The organism is Evansella sp. AB-rgal1, from assembly GCF_041820985.1.
Taxonomy (GTDB): Bacteria; Bacillota; Bacilli; order Bacillales; family Salisediminibacteriaceae; genus Evansella.
In genome coordinates this window covers 80,277-97,648 of the sequence record NZ_JBGUAU010000011.1, presented here as the reverse complement: position 1 = coordinate 97,648, position 17,372 = coordinate 80,277, and the positions used below count along the sequence as shown (strand labels likewise).

General features: G+C 35.7%; 12 protein-coding genes. 1 reads left to right on the top strand and 11 read right to left on the bottom strand.

The annotated features are described in order from the left end of the window. Positions 1 to 71: 71 nt before the first annotated feature. The 3 genes from ACERII_RS11190 to ACERII_RS11180 form a co-directional block, all read right to left on the bottom strand. Positions 72 to 1,421 carry an ABC transporter substrate-binding protein gene (locus ACERII_RS11190; RefSeq protein ID WP_373642388.1) on the bottom strand — a complete coding sequence of 450 codons (1,350 nt, stop codon included), beginning with the start codon at positions 1,419 to 1,421 and terminating at the stop codon, positions 72 to 74. A gap of 467 nt (positions 1,422 to 1,888) precedes the next feature. Continuing rightward, a complete protein-coding gene (locus tag ACERII_RS11185) occupies positions 1,889 to 3,667 on the bottom strand; it encodes a cache domain-containing sensor histidine kinase (protein ID WP_373642386.1) in 1,779 nt (592 codons plus the stop codon). Positions 3,668 to 3,724: 57 nt separating this feature from the next. Continuing rightward, a complete protein-coding gene (locus ACERII_RS11180; protein WP_373642385.1) occupies positions 3,725 to 5,053 on the bottom strand; it encodes an ABC transporter substrate-binding protein in 1,329 nt (442 codons plus the stop codon). A gap of 298 nt (positions 5,054 to 5,351) precedes the next feature. On the opposite strand from ACERII_RS11180, the gene ACERII_RS11175 reads away from it, so the two are divergent. Next, positions 5,352 to 6,326: a LacI family DNA-binding transcriptional regulator gene (locus ACERII_RS11175; protein WP_373642384.1), complete on the top strand. Its 975-nt coding sequence runs from the start codon at positions 5,352 to 5,354 to the stop codon at positions 6,324 to 6,326. A gap of 912 nt (positions 6,327 to 7,238) precedes the next feature. Here ACERII_RS11175 and ACERII_RS11170 read toward each other — a convergent pair. The 8 genes from ACERII_RS11170 to ACERII_RS11135 are packed head-to-tail and all read right to left on the bottom strand — an operon-like array spanning position 7,239 to position 17,181. Continuing rightward, on the bottom strand, positions 7,239 to 8,345 hold the full coding sequence (locus tag ACERII_RS11170; protein WP_373642383.1) for a glycoside hydrolase family 88/105 protein: 1,107 nt from the start codon (positions 8,343 to 8,345) through the stop codon (positions 7,239 to 7,241). A 19-nt stretch (positions 8,346 to 8,364) separates the two neighbouring features. After that, positions 8,365 to 9,945 carry a glycoside hydrolase family 43 protein gene (locus ACERII_RS11165; protein ID WP_373642382.1) on the bottom strand — a complete coding sequence of 527 codons (1,581 nt, stop codon included), beginning with the start codon at positions 9,943 to 9,945 and terminating at the stop codon, positions 8,365 to 8,367. 2 nt (positions 9,946 to 9,947) lie between these two features. Further along, complete coding sequence (locus ACERII_RS11160; protein ID WP_373642381.1) at positions 9,948 to 10,973, bottom strand: dienelactone hydrolase family protein; 1,026 nt, start codon at positions 10,971 to 10,973, stop codon at positions 9,948 to 9,950. A 17-nt stretch (positions 10,974 to 10,990) separates the two neighbouring features. Then, complete coding sequence (locus ACERII_RS11155; protein ID WP_373642380.1) at positions 10,991 to 12,559, bottom strand: glycoside hydrolase family 43 protein; 1,569 nt, start codon at positions 12,557 to 12,559, stop codon at positions 10,991 to 10,993. A gap of 34 nt (positions 12,560 to 12,593) precedes the next feature. Next, positions 12,594 to 14,120: a glycoside hydrolase family 28 protein gene (locus tag ACERII_RS11150; RefSeq protein ID WP_373642378.1), complete on the bottom strand. Its 1,527-nt coding sequence runs from the start codon at positions 14,118 to 14,120 to the stop codon at positions 12,594 to 12,596. A gap of 19 nt (positions 14,121 to 14,139) precedes the next feature. Then, positions 14,140 to 15,597, bottom strand: a complete 1,458-nt coding sequence (locus ACERII_RS11145; protein WP_373642376.1) for a family 43 glycosylhydrolase — start codon at positions 15,595 to 15,597, stop codon at positions 14,140 to 14,142. 10 nt (positions 15,598 to 15,607) lie between these two features. Next, positions 15,608 to 15,925 carry a cupin domain-containing protein gene (locus ACERII_RS11140; RefSeq protein WP_373642374.1) on the bottom strand — a complete coding sequence of 106 codons (318 nt, stop codon included), beginning with the start codon at positions 15,923 to 15,925 and terminating at the stop codon, positions 15,608 to 15,610. A 23-nt stretch (positions 15,926 to 15,948) separates the two neighbouring features. Beyond that, a complete protein-coding gene (locus ACERII_RS11135) occupies positions 15,949 to 17,181 on the bottom strand; it encodes an MFS transporter (RefSeq protein WP_373642372.1) in 1,233 nt (410 codons plus the stop codon). Positions 17,182 to 17,372 lie beyond the last annotated feature (191 nt).

Below are 17,372 nucleotides of genomic sequence, written 5' to 3'. Positions count from 1 at the left end.
AGAAAGGATATTATTGACCTTTCCATTCACCCCCTGAGCTATAATTTACTGTTTTTTAAATAAATACTATCTTATCTATTTCTTTCTACTACTTCAGATAACTCTTTGAAATACCGTTCAGCACCATCTGCAACAGAAGTCATACCGAAAGCTATTTCCTCACTAGTAGTTTTGAAAAGAGCTTCTGTTTCGTTGTAACCAGGTAAATTTGGTACATAAGGTGAATCTGAAGTTCTACTTACTAGATCAATATAAGCGAAGATTGCAGAATCTGTTTCACTAGCAACAGCAATTAAGTTTTCCCTTACTTCTGAGTTTACTGGTGCTCCACGATCATTACCTAAGATCGCTGTTGCTTCTAAATCGTTCACCATATAGTCTAAGAATTTTGCAACTTCTTCAGGGTGCTCTGTTTCAGAATATCCAGCCATAAATTGACTTGGACGTAACGCTACTCCACTTCTTCCGTCCATTAATGGATGAATGTTAAATACTAACTCGTCTTGTGTCGCATTTCTGAATGCACCTAGTTGGTTACTTGGAATTAGTTGCATTGCTACTTCACGAGCAACAATCATAGATTGTTCAGGTGTTGTGGAAGATGCTGCTTGAATTTCAGGTGCTACAACTGAGCCAGTTGCTCTGATATCTTCCCATAACTGATACCAATCAACAACATCTTGCTCATCAATTCCTAACACTCCCTCTTCATGTAACACTTTTCCTTTTTGATCAACAAAAATACCAAATCCATTATGGTCGAAATATTCTGTTCCTGCTATTCCATCAAGATTTTCCGTTAAAGCAACTGTAATGTCGATAAAATCTTCCCAAGTCCAATTCTCATCAGGTAAAGCTACACCTGCTTCTTCAAACAATGTTTTATTTAACAATATACCCCATGCGTTTGTTCCCAGAGTTACACCATATAAAGTACCATCAAATGTACCCGCTTCTAACATCGTTGAGTCATGTAAACTAATATCTAACTCATTTCCTACAAATTGATCTAAAGGTAAAACTACATCTCTTGATACATAATCATTTAAATTTCCACCATACTGAATGATATCTGGTGCATTACCAGCTGCAAATTGTGTACTTAATCTATCAAAATATCCATCAAAACCTGAATATTCTGGTGTTATTTTAATGTGAGGATTTCTATCTTCATATATTTCAATAATTTCTAATGTTCGATCATGTCTTTCTTGTCCGCCCCACCATGCAATACGTAATTCAATTTGATCTCCGTCAGTTCCAGTTGAATTATTTGTTTGATCATTTGAGTCATTGTTTTCATTGTCTCCATTGTTTCCGTTGTTTCCGTTGTTTCCACCGGAAGTATTCTCATTATTTCCACAAGCAACAAGAACAAAGATCAGTGACAGTAATAAAAAGAATGATAAAAATTTCTTCATAAAAAAGACCCCTCCTTTAAATTTGAAATAATCTAGCACTTTCAAATCATATTAATCTTACTTTTTTTATTATTCATATTATGATTTTTAGAAGCACTAGCATATTTCTTAACTAAATTCTACAATGTAAGCACTTACAAAAGAATAAACGAAAGTAAGGATTATCATAAGAAAAGTAAGAATTATAAGAAAAGTTGCAAGACGCTTCCATTCCGCCTAAGTTCGGTCCACTTCCTGGGATCTGGCGTCATGTCGACTTCTTCCTTCCAGTCCTTCGGAAATTGAACCTGCTCTTCGATTCCCCTTGCTACCTTTCTAACGTTACTCCGGGAATTCAAGCCGCTCTCGGTATCTAAAAAAAATGCCGCATGCTTGTTATGGTAAATCATAACAGACACGCGGCGACTAGTTGATTATTTCGTGTGGTCTTTCATGTATAAATATAGATAACCAGTTAGTTATTTCAATTAATCTTCATTAAGAAAATTCTTTAGTTGTTCTCTGTTTTTTATCATAGGAAGTTTCATATAAACGATTGTTCCTCCATCATCTCCATTAAATAAATCTACTCCGTAATTAGTTCCACAGTAAATCCAAATTCTCTCTTTAATATTTTTAATTCCAATCCCTTTGGAATCCTCTATCTTCCATCCATTTGGTAAACCAGTACCATTATCAATGATTTTTATTTCTAAATAATCTTCACTACAGGTAGCTAAAATGCGAATATGAATGGGATTTTCTATATCTCTTAAGAATCCATGTTTTATGCTATTCTCTACAAAAGGCTGAAGAATAACTTTAGGAACAAATGCTTCTTTTATTGTTGCAGGTATTCTAACATCATATTTAATATCCGCATGCATTCTCACCTTTTGTAAATTAATATAGCATTTCACGTGTTCTAATTCATCACGTAAAGGTATAAAAGATTGGCCACCACTTACTCCAATTCGATACATCTTACTTAATTGATTTACCATAAAACTTATATCTTCTGCTTGATAATCCATTGCCTTCCAATGAATCATATCTAACGTATTGTATAGAAAGTGTGGAACAATTTGATTTTGTAACGTTCTTAGCTCTGCTTCTCTTTTTAAACGGTTCTCCCTTTTTAAATCCTTTAATGACTGGTCAAGTTGAAACGTCATGCGATTAAAGTTATTAGCCATTGTTTTGTATTCGTCAATATAATGTGGTTTCACACGGACATCAAAATTCCCTTTCTCCACCTCTTGCATTCCTTGAATAATCTTGTTTATTGGCTGTAATAGGCTTCTTCCCACGAAATAAGAAATAGGAATGAGTAACAATAGGCTGGTTATCCCTAAAAAAAATACAATGACCCCTAATTTTCTTGATTCGCTATATAAGGAATCAATGGGAACTAAATGTACTAAACGCCACTGGTCTTCATTTGCTTTAGAGATTACTAGCATATATTTGTTATCTTTTTCTTCCAAGATATCATATTGATTGAATTGGTTAACATATTCTTCGCTTAACATCCCATATTCCCCATTAGATTCGTATGTAATCAGTTGGTTTATTACTTCATGGGACTCAGAAGTATTGGTATGACCAATAATTCTTCTGTTCGAATCAAATAAAAGGAGCGGTTCATCTATGTTATCTGCAAAATTTCTTTCATACATACTTTCAAGGAAAGTATCCGCCAAAACATTTACTTTCACATATCCTACCGTGATTCCTCTAGGATTTGTTACATGATGATAATAACTAACGACAAATTCTTTTGTACTAGGGGACTCGTGTTTTGGAATCCAGCCATAGTTTGATTTATTTATAAACTCAAACCAAGGCTCTTCTTCAATTAATTGTGTAGAATATACTCTACTCCCTGCAACATTTGGATAGTGATTGTATCGATCTGTATAAAGCTCAATAGAATGAATCCCTCTTTTAAAACTAGCGATATCATTCATTAAATCTGTAAGAGTACGCTGCTCCACAATAGATTCATACGTGCTCACATTTTGATGAGAAAAAGTTTGAATGACATTACGGTTCGTAACAAAATAAATCCCCGAATCTCGAACGCTTGTTGTAAAGGAAGAAATTCTACTCATACTTTCATTTATCCCTGTTAGCCTTGCTTCACTAATTTCTTCTCTCGTATAGTCGAAAAAGATTTTGTACGTAATAATGCTAAAGCTTGAAAAAAACAGGACAGTAACAGCTAAATAACTAATAACAATAATCGACTTTAGTTTCCTAAACATATATTATTGACCTTTCTTCTCTAGTAATGTTAATATCCAATATCCCACACTCTCTAATCAATTTCCGTTCCTATAGTGACTTAACACCAATTGTAATTGCTCCCAATATTCCGCTGCTCCTTCTTCTACTGTTTTTCTTTGAAAGGAAATTTCTTCACTAATTCGTAAAAATAGAGCACTAGTTTCATTATATCCGGGCAAATTAGGTACATAATAGGAGTCTGAAGTAGTACTTACCCAATCAATATATGTAAAAATGGTCCGGTCATTCTCGTCAGCCCGACTATATAGATATTCTCTGATCTCTGTATTAACAGGAGTTCCCCGATCATTTCCTAGAATAGTTACTGCTTCTTTATCATTCACTATAAAATCTAAGAACATAGCCACTTCTTTAGGGTGATTTGTATTCGCATTTCCCGCTAAAAATTGACTCGGTCTTAATGACACTCCACTTCTCCCTTCATGCATTGGATGCGGATGAAATACAAATTCATCTTCGGAAATCGAGCTATAAGCACCATACAGATTGCTAGGCAATAACGTCATTGCAACTTTCCCTAAAGCAATAAGGGATTTTTCGGGAGTACTTGTGGAAGAAACTTGTATCTCTGGGGGTAATACCCCTCCCTTTTCCCTTAATGTTTCCCACAATTGAAACCATTCTAGAACATCATCATATGAAATACCCAGTACACCATTTTGATGCATAATTTTGCCTCTCTGATCTATGAAAATACCAAATCCATTATGGTCAAAATATTCTGTTCCATAAACACTCTCTAAAGAATCGCTTAACTGAATGGAAATCTCGATAAATTCTTTCCATGTCCAATTCTCACTTGGAAGTGGTATTCGCGCTTCCTCAAACATGGCTTTATTCAGTAACACACCCCATGCATTTGTTCCGAGAGCCACTCCATAAAAATTACTCCCCATCACTGCAGCATTTACCATGCTTTGGTCATGTAAGCTGATATCTAGTACATTTCCTACATAATCATTTAATGGGAGTACTGCACCTCTATAAACATAATCATTTAAGTTTCCACCGAATTGGATGATATCTGGGGCAGTTCCAGCATTGAATTGCGTAGATAATTGTTCAAAATAACCTTCAAAATTTTGGTGTATTGGTCTAATTTTAATATAGGGATACTTTTTTTCAAATAAATCAATGACACTTAGGGTTCGTTCATGTCTTTCTTGTCCCCCCCACCATGTGATACTTATTTCAACAGGTGTATTACCTTTCACTTGTACTTTCATATTATTATTTTGATTATTTTTATCTTTAAGTGCACTTGAAATATTGCCACAGGAAGCCACAAGTAGTAGAATTAATAGCAGAATTAATAGTAATAATAATAAAGGAAATCTTTTCAACTTTAATCCCCCTTTTTTATTACATATAAAACAGTCATAGTAAACGAGTAGTAATGTTTATTCAGAAAATTCGGACTTGAATACGCTAACATAAGAAAATTATATACTATGAAACAAACGTTGTCATTGGTAGCGATATGTAAATGCTAAGTTTAATAGAAAAATCTAGAACATAATCATCTCATTAACTCGTTATCGAATTAATGAGAAATCCTATCTTCCTCTCTATTTATTCTGATATAATAAAACAAAAACAACGTTGTTATTTTGAAAACCAACATATTGGAGGACCCTAATAATGGTAACAATTAAAGACATCGCAAAGGCTGCTGGTGTTAGTTATTCTACTGTCTCTAAAGCATTACGTGATAGCCCATTAGTTAAACCACCTACAAAAAAGCGTATTGTAACGATTGCAAATGACCTAGGCTATCAACCTAATGCTGCAGCACGAAGTCTAGTTTCAAAGAAGTCCAATACAATAGGAGTTGTTTGGCCAACTGTTGAAAGAACTGCACATGCTGCCTTAATTACAAATATAAATGAACAATTAGAATCCCTTGACTATACCACCTTATTATCAATTAATAAAATTGATGCAGCGATTAATACATTTAATCGATTTCAAGTGGATGCAATTTTGATGTTTAACGAGAAAGGTTATATAGAAAATCATTATCCTTCAAATGTACCAATTCTATCCTACGGTATTGCCAAAGATCCCTTGTATCCTACTGTAGATGTTAATAGAAGAGAAGCGATGAAACTTGCAGTTAAATCTCTTGCTGAGATTGGTCACAAAAATATTGCCTTTATTGGTGATATCACTGGAAAGGATCAACTTCAAGAAGAAAAAGTAGTTGGATTTAAAGAAGGAATGAAGGAATACCTTCAAGATGTACAAAAGGATTCTCTCATACCTGCACCTGGTCTTGAGATGTACGATGGTTATTTAGCAATGATAAAACGACTAAATGAGCCTAATAGGCCAACTGCTATAATAAGTGGAAGTTACGATCTAACAAAGGGAGTTATACGTGCTTTAAATGAAAGAAATCTATCTATTCCTAATGATATTTCTATTATTAGTTATGATAATATTCCACAAATGAATACATTCGATAGACCTATCTCCATTGTAGGGGTTCCTAATGAAATCATAACAAAAACAATTACGAATGCCTTACTAGATATCATTGATAAAAAAGAAATTCCAAACGAAATAATCTTAACTCCGGAAATAAAGATGAATGAATCTTGTATATCAATATAAGAACCTGAGGATGACAGTCTAACGGGGTTACTTGTGAGGTGCAAAACGTCAAATCACAGACGAATTCACACGATAAATCACACATCTTTCGAAACTAGATTCACAGTATAATTCGCATATTACAATGGCACGAAGGTTCTTCCTGCTTATTTCACTAGCCGTTTGTTGAAATAAATGAGGTTTTCTTAGCAATTTATTAGATAAACTTTGCTTATAGCCAAGTCTATGTATTCCTATCCTTTTTCAGTGAAATAAAATAAGCGGAGAATTTCCGTTTAAAATCAAAATTCACCTAATTTCGTGGCAAATAAGTGGAGTTTTTCCGGTTATGCAAAGGAAATTCTCCCTTTTTAAATAGATTTGAGTCAATAAACGGAATTTCTCCGTTTATTCAGACTATTTTTCGTGCTATTTATTAAATAAGGGAAAATTCTCCGTTTATTTATTCCATTGAGCATTTCTCCTCGTTTCTTTCATTACATTGCTTGAAAGATTCTATATATCCTTTCATTTACTTTAATATAAATATCTAAGTCCTTCCCTTTCACATTAGAATTCGCATGGCAAATCACATCACAAACACATGAAGGATATATTTATTTCCACCTATGTGAATAGGGCTGTGAATTACTTTGTGATTTCACATCTATTTATCAATAAAACACTGATATATTAGATAAACTTGGCTTATCGCCAAGTCCTAAATGGCGAAAGCCTTAGTTTATCTTATACTTTAATCCTTTAGCGAATTTAAACTTTCTTAAAGTACAAGAAAAAATCACATGTGATTTTGCTTGCAAATGGCTTGTTTGCACCCCTGAAGTAAACCCGATAGATAGATATCCTTAGGTTTTTTACTAAAACAAAACAAAGGGAGCAAGTACGCCCCCTTTGTTTTAATATATTATAAAGTTATGCTCCATGCTTATGCATTTGAATACTTGCTAATACAAACGCCCCAACACCGTGTAAGTCATTTTCATCTGTTTCACGATCAACGTAATATTCATATACCCCAATAGAAGTACCGATACAAATACCCGTTAAAGCTAATCCTCCATTTGGTGTTACTTTAATAAAGCGAGTAACAATTCCTTCGTACCCTTTTTTTGCAGCTTCAAAGTATTTCTCATCTACATAGCCATTGTTAACTGCTTTCGCAATTGTGAAGATAAATAATGCAGACCCTGAGCTTTCTAACCAGTTATCTGGACGGTCTCCTTTATCAACGATTTGATACCAAAGACCAGTTTCCTCATCTTGATATTTTACTATGTTACTTACTAAGTCTTGAAGAACTCCAGTTAGTTCCGCTTTTTTCGGGTGACCTTCTGGAAGTAATTCAATGAGGTTCACTAACGCCATTCCATACCAACCTAATGAACGACCCCAAATTTCAGGTGCAGTGTTTGTTTCAGGCTGAGACCAAGGAGTTTTTCCACTCTCATCATATCCGTGGAAATAAAGACCTGTTTTTGGATCATATGTTTGCTTTCTCATTAGCTCTTCTTGAAGTAATACTAGATCTACTAATTCAGGCTCATCAAATGTAAGCCCATATGTCATGGTGTATGGACCAGCCATATATAGCCCATCTAACCACATTTGGTATGGGTACTTGTCTTTGTGCCAGAACCCACCTGCTTTTGTTTTATTTAACGTTTTTAATAAATTTCTTAATTTTTCGGCAGCAATTTTATATCTTTTATCTCCTGTTTCTTTATATAACGAGAATAATAACAACCCTGGTTGAATGGCATCTAACTCATCTCTACGGAAATAGAAGTTTCCTTCTTCATCTACTAGCTTATCTACGTACTCTTTATAGTATTGAAAATACTCTTCATTTTTTGTTACTTGCCATACATCCTGCATCCCACATAAGAAAACACCTTGGTGGTAATGCCAACGATTTGCTGGTTTTAAATTAATTGGTTCATAGTCATTCATTAAGCTCCTGCAAGATTCTTCTGCCCATTGTAATGGGCTCTTCCCTTTTACTACTAATGCTTCCGTCATGTTCATTCCCCCACCAAATTTATTTATTACTTGTAATTTTAAAATAATCTACATCTACATATCCTGTACTTGCTTCTTCTACTTTGTTCTTACAGAAGATACCTAATTGTGCACCAATCCAATGACCTTCCTTCGCTTGGAACGGTTCACCGACAGTTTCAAACTCATTTCCATCAATACTTATACTAAACTGGCAAATTGCTTTATGATCAACATCTACTCGGAGATAAAACGTATACGAATTTATGTGATTTACTACTTTTTCTTGCTCTACTGCAGGTTTATCTCTTTCTGTACTACCATTGAATTCAATAACATTTAATCCTGCACCAGATTTTTTTAACATAATCCCTGCATAATCTAACCCAAACACCATAAAACCGGCGTAATCTTCGTAGCTTTTTGGAGTAAAATTCATTAAAGTTGTTGCTGTAAATGCTGGTGCAGGAAACTTTTGTGTTAAAATTTGCGGTAAATCATAGATAGTTGTTACTCCAGTTGGTTGCTTTATTGCATGTAACCTTAAATAATTATCCCAAATTGTATACCAACTATGATTGACATTCGCTCTCCACTGCCATTGTAGTCCTAATGATTCCCCGGTGAAATCATCACTAGTTTGAGGATTAACGATTTTATGATCACCAATTACATTCGGTTTTTTCCATTGTAGAACAGGCTCACCAATTCCTTGTTCATTTACATTTTGCCCCATCACTGGCCAATCATCTTTCCAACTCATTGGCTGTAAATGAGTAATTCGTCCGTATGCACCTTTATCCTGAAAATGCATAAACCATGATTCTCCTGATTCTAACTCAACATAACCACCTTGATGTGGACCATTTATCTCTGTTTTTCCTTGATGTAGAACGATCTTATCTTCATATGGTCCATAGACTGATTTTGATCGTAAAATCGTTTGCCAGCCTGTAGCTACCCCACCTGCTGGGGCAAAGATATAATAATAGCCATTTCGTTTATACATTTTTGGACCTTCAATGGTTGGATGTTCCGTTGTTCCATCGAAAATATAGGTGCCTTCATCTAATAAAGCCGTTCCGTCAGGCTTCATTTTGCAGATTTGGAGAATGTGCTTAAAGCCAATTCTACTTCGAGCGAATGCGTGAACTAGGTATGCATTTCCATCCTCATCCCAAAATGGACAAGGATCAATCCACCCTTTCGCTTCTTTTACTAAATGAAGAGGTGACCAAGTTCCAAATGGGTCCTCTGTTGTACTCATGAAAATCCCTTCATCTGGGGCTCCAAAAAACACCCAAAACTTCCCATCATGATGACGAATACTAGGTGCCCAAACGCCATCTCCGTGTCTAGGCTTATCATATGAAGAATCAGGAAATTTTTCACAAACATGATTTATAATTTCCCAATTTATTAGATCCTTTGAATGTAAAATTGGCAAACATGGAGACATATTGAAGCTAGATGCCACCATAAAAAAGTCTTCTCCTACACGAATGACATCAGGGTCAGAATAGTCTGCACAAATAATTGGATTTTGATAAAACCCATTACCAAGATCTGCTGACCAAACAGCTGTATCTTCTCCTGATGTTGAGGTTGTATTATTCCCCATAGTTATCTCCTTTCAGCTAACTGTAATACATTAGCTAACCAGTCATATGATTTCTCACCATTAATCTCATGTCCACCTTGAAAGAAATGGTGATCAATAAGATTTTCAGCATGGAATTGTTTATAAATTTCAGTTATTCTTTTTATAGCAATCTCCACTTCATTTTTTGGAAATAAATGGTCACTTATGCCAGACTCAATGAATAGTGGTCTAGGTGCTGATAAACCAATTAGCTCTGGCATTTCTGCATACTGTAAAACACCTGGGATGTAATTATCTAAACAATGTCTTCGGTCCATAATACTTCCTTTAAATGTGTTCGTATAACCGCTAATAACAGTAGCCTTTACACGATCATCAAGGACTGAAGTATAGGCTGCTACGAGTCCCCCTCCAGATAAACCCATACAACCTATCTTCCCCTGATCAATTTCTTCCATTGTCATTATAAAGTCTATTACTCTAGAACATTCATATATTCGAAGTCCAGGTAACGTTTTCCCGTAAAGAAGTAGATGACTAGCTAATGTATAGCAAGAATTATCATTCGGTGAAACTCCAGGGTGATCTTCACTCATCTTTCTGTCCCCAAAACCGATTAACTCTGGTGCAAAAACGATAAAACCTTTACGAACTAATTCCACTGCAAAGTTTTTATGAATTCCTGGATTTCCTTCATTTTCCGTTCCATCTGGAAGTAAGCCAACAACCTCTTTACTTCCATATCCATGGCCATGTATAGCGAGAACTGCTGGTAACTTTTTCTGATTGGAGCCTTTAGGTTTTAACACGTACACAGGCATTTTTAATTGATCTAATGTCGTTATTTCTATTCGTAGACGACTATAGTCTTCAAAATCTTTCTCTTCTATAACGTTTGGCTCTAGTGAAATGTCATTCTCCCCAAAATCACCCAACGACTCTCGCAACTTAACTATTACATTTTGTTTCCAATCCTCCGTGTATACATTGTTATCTTTTAGGGTCTTTTTGTATAATGAATCCATAAATTGATTGGGAGCCCACATAAGTCGTTCCTCCACCTTTAGTTACTTAACCCTACGTATTCAAAGTAATCAAAATCTACAAAATTGCTGCTTTCTTTTCCACTACTACTCGTATACATACCGATGTAAGTTCCTACAAATCCCCCTGCAACATCACTACTTAAAATCGTTCCGTCCACATTTTCTTTCACTATTTCCCACTGCTCCGGTTTCTCTGCATAGTAGAAACTATAAGACTGCCCAAACGCTTCTACTTTAAAGAACAATACATTCGCGTTTGTCTTGTATATAGCTTCCACATTATCAATTCCCTCTACACGCTTTGTTAGGCAAACGACTGTATCTCCACTTACCTTTGTATACTCAAGTCGATATTGATAGTCTGTACTCTGAAGAAGCACGAGACCTGCAGATTCTCCTTCTTCCGTTGGGGAAAAATGCATTTCTGTTCTCACAGCAAAATTTATATGTTGCTGGCGTCTACCTATAAAACTAGGATTTGTCTCTTCTATAATTGTTTCTGCTTTTGTTTTTAATCGTAGAAATCCTGTACGCTCTGTAAGTGACCAAAAATTTTCTCTTGGTGTCCTAATAAAGTTCCAACGATCATCTAGTTTTTCTGAATCAAAATGATCACACGCTTGTTGAGTTTGCCAACGTTGTTCAGGTAAACTCGGTCTTACCATCTCGATCTCAACAATCCCTTTCCCTGGATTCACTACTGGCCAGCCGTTTTCCCAAGTAAATGGAACTAAAAATGTTTCTCTACCTATATTTCGATAATCTCCACCATAAGGTCTAGTGCCAAGACATACCATCCACCATTCGCCATCTTGTGTCTCAACGATATCCGCATGCCCTACATTCGTAATAGGATAATTTCTTCCTAAATGACGATGTGTTAGTATGGGATTCGTTTTGCAGACTTCATATGGCCCAGTAATTGATTCACTCCTAGCGATCGTAACAGAATGAGTAAACCCAGTTCCACCTTCAGCGATTATAAGATAATAATACCCATCTATTTTATATAAATGTGGTGCCTCTTGAGCATGGATTTGCTTTAAAGCCCCATCCCAAAGACTGTATTTCGAGCCAACTAATTGTTTCTCCTGTAAATCAAGTTCTTGTAGGTAAATTTCCATATGCTTAGGGTACTGCTGCCCTTCTGGTGGAACACGATTTGCTGTAAAATATACTTTTCCATCTTCATCAAAAAATAAAGAAGAGTCTATTCCAGGAGCATCATCTAACCAATTTGGCTCCGACCAAGGACCTGCTGGGTCTGTTGCAGTAACATAAAAGTTCTTTCTAGCACCTGTTTTACTAACAACGAAGGTAGTGATCATATAGAAAATTCCATCATTATACCTGATCGTCGCCGCATAGATTCCTTTTGAACATGGAGTGCCGTCTAAATTTAATTGTGATGGACGATCTAACACATGCCCAAGTTGTCTCCAGTTAACTAAATCTTTACTATGAAAAATCGGCACACCTGGAAAATACTCAAACGTAGAAGTAACCATATAATAATCATCTTCCACACGACAAATAGATGGGTCAGGGTAAAAACCAGGTAAGATTGGATTTTTAAAAGTTTTCATTTATCTTCCTCTTTTCCTATTTTCTCCTGTGGAACTATCTTTGCGATACAACGACAGAAGTACTTTCCTTGTCTACTTGTAAATAGGAAGGTGATTGCGACTGACGTCCTGATACAAAAACATCACTAACTTTTCTTAATGTTACGACTGGTGTATCATCGTGTACTTTCTTCATGGATAATTGAGAAATCTCTACATCTGTAACCTCTTCCATAGATAAAGCCGGTCCTTGACGAGTTTCCACTCGAACACGATCTATTTCCATTCCATCTACATACTTACAGAAGATACCATCCCCCGCACGGATAATCTCTTCTTTTACCATGTCAGGCTCTCCACCTTGCTCGTTAGGGTCAGTCGTCATTTCAAATGTAATATTACTTAAACGAATATCCTTTAAAGGCATTTCTGGTAACCCGTATATAAATCCAGCAGCTGCTCGGCAATTTTTCGCCGTAACATTACTAATTTGAACGTGTTCGATTCTAGGAGTTTTTTCCGTAACTGGAATAGCCTTCGGACTGTTCATTAACGGATCATTTTCATCAACACCATAACGATAGAAAGAGTTCATTGCTAATGGACAGAAAACATCTTCCATATAGATATTGTTAATTAAAATATTTCTAATATAAGCACCTCTAGCTCTGTTTGTTTTAAATCGGATTCCGCGATCTGTACCAATAAATACACAGTTAGAAACTGTTACATTTTGAATACCACCAGAATTTTCACTTCCGAACACAATTCCACCGTGTCCAGCAGCCATCGTACAATTTGTAACCGTAACATTTTCTGTTGGTCTTCCTACTCTTCTTCCATCTTCATTAATTCCTGATTTTAAACATAAACAGTCATCTCCAACATCGAAGTGGCAGTCTGTTACACGAACGTTCGAGCATGAATCAATATCAAAGCCATCTCCATTTGGTGTATCCCACGGATTGTTAATTGTTACTCCCCGAACACTTACATGATTACAATATACTAAGTGCGTATTCCAGAATGGAGAGTTTTGTAGAGTAACTCCTTCAATTGTTACATGCTCACAATCTAGTAATTGCAGTAATGCTGGGCGCAAAAATTGTGTATCCCACTCTAACAGATTTGTACTGATTGGCTCCATGTTTTGTTGATTAAGTAGACTAATTTCCTTCGTTCTTTCTGTTGAAATAGTGCCTCCCTTTTTCAACTCATTAGCAATATTCCACCACGCTCTACCTTGACCGTCAAATGTTCCCTCACCTTTGATAGTCACATTTTCTAGACCCGTTCCGAAAATTAAAGGTTGGAAACCATAGCATTCATATCCAGACCAACGAGTTTTTACTGCGGGATAGGAATCAAAATCATCTTTAAATAAAACAACAGATCCTGCATCTAAATACAATGTTATGTTACTTTTTAATTCAATCGACCCTGTTAAGAAGGTACCAGATGGAACATAAACTGTTCCTCCGCCACTTTCAGCACAAGCCTGTATTGTTGTAGCAAAAGCTTCTGTATTATCTGTAACCTTATCTCCAACCGCTCCATAGTTTCTTATATCAAAAAAGATCATGTTATTGCCCTCCACACTATTAATTAAGTGGCTTATAATGGAAGTTTTTAAATTTTGCTATTCCATTACCTACCGTCTCTATTCCCACTCGTAAACTTAAAAATCCACCGAAAGTATTGTGATGAAAACCAGATGCGTCAATTACTTTGTCGTATTTGACCCAGTTTCCATTTTCCTCTTTATAATAGAAGGAAATGATATTTTCATCATTTTTTATTTTTAGTGATATAGAATCAGCTTCATAATTCTCTGTTCGATAATTTTTGAACGTACGGAAATGTCTTACTCCATTCTTGGAAACACCAAGACCAAAGTAGGCAGTGTTATCATAATAGAGAAGTAATTGTCCTTCCGCATCATCAGAAACGCTAACTTCAACCTCTACCTCGTACTTAGGATGCCCCGTCATATATAGTAAGGGAGAGATAGTTTCTCCATTGATGCCTTTGATCGTTAATTCACTATTACCAACTTCGTAGCGATTCTCATCTCTGTTACCATACGTTTGCCAGTGTATTCCTAATTGATTGCTTTCAAATCTATCTACTGTTGGTAACCCATGTTCTGATTTAGAACCTTCTGGCTTCTTTATAGGTTGGTCCGGTTGGATATTATCAGATACCTTAAACCAACCATCCTCCGTCCATTCGATTGGAACTAACAATACTTGTCTTCCTAATGTATGAAAACTATTTTCATACGCATGGTATACCATGAACCAATCACCATTAGGAGTATCTACTAATGTTCCATGACCCTGTGACCACCATTTCTCTTCCCGAGAGTTGGTTTTAATAATTGGATTATAAGGGGAGTGCTCCCAAGGTCCCCATGGTGTTTTTGATCTTGAAGTTGCTACCATGTGACTAGTTGGAGGCCCCGCAGTTCCACCTACAGCAATCGTTAAATAATAATAATCATTATGAAATGTTAATTTAGGGCCCTCCGGACTAAATGCCTCTACAACCCAATTTTCAGGATAACTCCATGGCTCATATACATGTTGCACTTCACCAACAGTAGAGAGGCCATCATCAGAGAGCTGTACCATATTACCACCGGATAAATGTAAATATCGTTTTCCATCAGGTCCTACTACATGCCCCGGATCGATATGTGAGGTCTGAAGATTAATAGGTTTACTCCAAGGTCCTTTAGGATCTTCTGCTTTCGTTACCCAATTTGTTTTATCCGCTGGAAAATAGATATAAAACGTTCCATTATGATAGGCAATATCTGGAGCCCATACATTTCCGTTATAGTTCTCTAAGGCTGTACCTATAGGAGTCCAATTGATTAAATCCTTTGAATGCCAAACAATAAGCCCTGGAACATATTGATAAGATGTATTCACCATATAATAATCTTCACCAACACGAACAATCGACGGATCAGCATAATTTCCTCTTAAGATTGGATTCACATACATACCATTACCTAGATCGCCACCATGAGTATTATTTGTATTTTCCCTCATAGACTATATCCTACCGTTTTAATAAATCTTCACGAAGTGGCGTAAATACATCTAACAGAGTACTAGGTTCTAATGCTACAACACCATGGATTACATCCCCAGGAATAGAAAGAGAATCTCCCTGTTTTACTATTACTTTTTCTCCTCCTATTGTGAACTCAAGTCTTCCTTTTAAGCAATACGTCATTTGCTCATGAGGATGACTATGCTCTGCTCCGATGCCACCTGTATCAAATTCTACTTCCATCATCATAAGCTTTTGACCTGGTTTATGAATTTTCCGCTTTACTCCTGTGTCTACTTGTTCCCATGTACCTATCGTTTCCATTACTCATCCACCCTTCACATTTTTTATCCTACTTTTCTTTCATACATCTTCTCTCGGTTTGGAAGTTTCGCTAACATCGGTATTAGAAATTGCATTCCCATTAGTAAAATTAAAATCCACGGTATTGTCGTTGGATTAATTTCTGTGGAGAATATCATAAATATGATAATCCCAAATCCTCTACCAAGATTTGTAACTGTTTCTCGCAATACCACGGATTCTACACGAAAATTCTGTTTCAATGGAATGTTTCCTATCCATTGGAAATAATACGCAGCATATGCATTTGCCTGTAACGGTTTGAAAATGTGACTAATACACATAAATAAGACTACAGTCCAAATCGATATGTTCCATAACAAGAAGGTTGCCGATAAAGTAAGTCCTATCGCTGAGAGGTAAAGATATCTTTTCGTAGATTCAATGTTTGCTACTCTAGAAATAATATAACTGGATATTATTGATAAACTTAAAAACCCAACATTTAAATAACCTACCGTACTTTCTTGTAAAAAGATTGTATATAACAATATCGCAGGAACGTACATCATAATCCCTTGTGGAAAACCGATGATAAACCATCCAATTAATGCCTTTAAGAAATTCGGTTGTTTCTTTAATATGAGAGGTAAATATTTCATATAATATTGTTTATGATGAAACTGCTCTTTTTTCATTTTTAAGCTACCTATCGTGGCAACTAAAAACATGACAAATGCAAATGAAAATACAATAACATAACCACTTAAGCCGCTATACATTCCAATAATCGCTCCAGAAGCAGCTGGCCCAATTAAATTTGCACTTTGCATCGTTATTTGATTCCATCCAAGATATCTGTGTCTATTGTTATTATTGGTAACCTCATAAACAAGGGTAAAATACCCTAACCAATACGCTGACTGAGCCATCCCACGTAATAATGCAAAGAGATAAAAATATTGAACCATCGATTCTTGAGTAATTATTATACATAAGTAAAATAACGCTGTTAGAAAAATCCCATAACGATAAATAGCAAGTTTCCCTTTTTGCTTTGCCATTTTTCCTATGACAAAGGTAGTAAGAGCTTGTGAAAGTATAGCAATTAAGTTAAACAAACCGTTAATTAATAAACTTTCTGTTAACCTCCATAAATATAAATTAATAAAAATAATCGAAAGAGAATTACCAAATTGGAAGATAGCGTGGTTAACAAGACTAATTATCGCTTGATTTGACAGGATCTTTTCCTTAGATATTTGAAAGAACTTCATTTTGGTTAACACTTCTCTCATGATTTAGAGTTTTGTTGTTGGTATTATTCCATTCGTTTCAGCCCATTCTCTTTTCTAGGGAAACTGCCGAGCCTTCTACACTCATTCCATAGAATGATAACAGTTATAAACGTTTTTTCATCCGCCATAACATTGCCCATTATAAAAAAAGATAGAACAATTCTGCGACC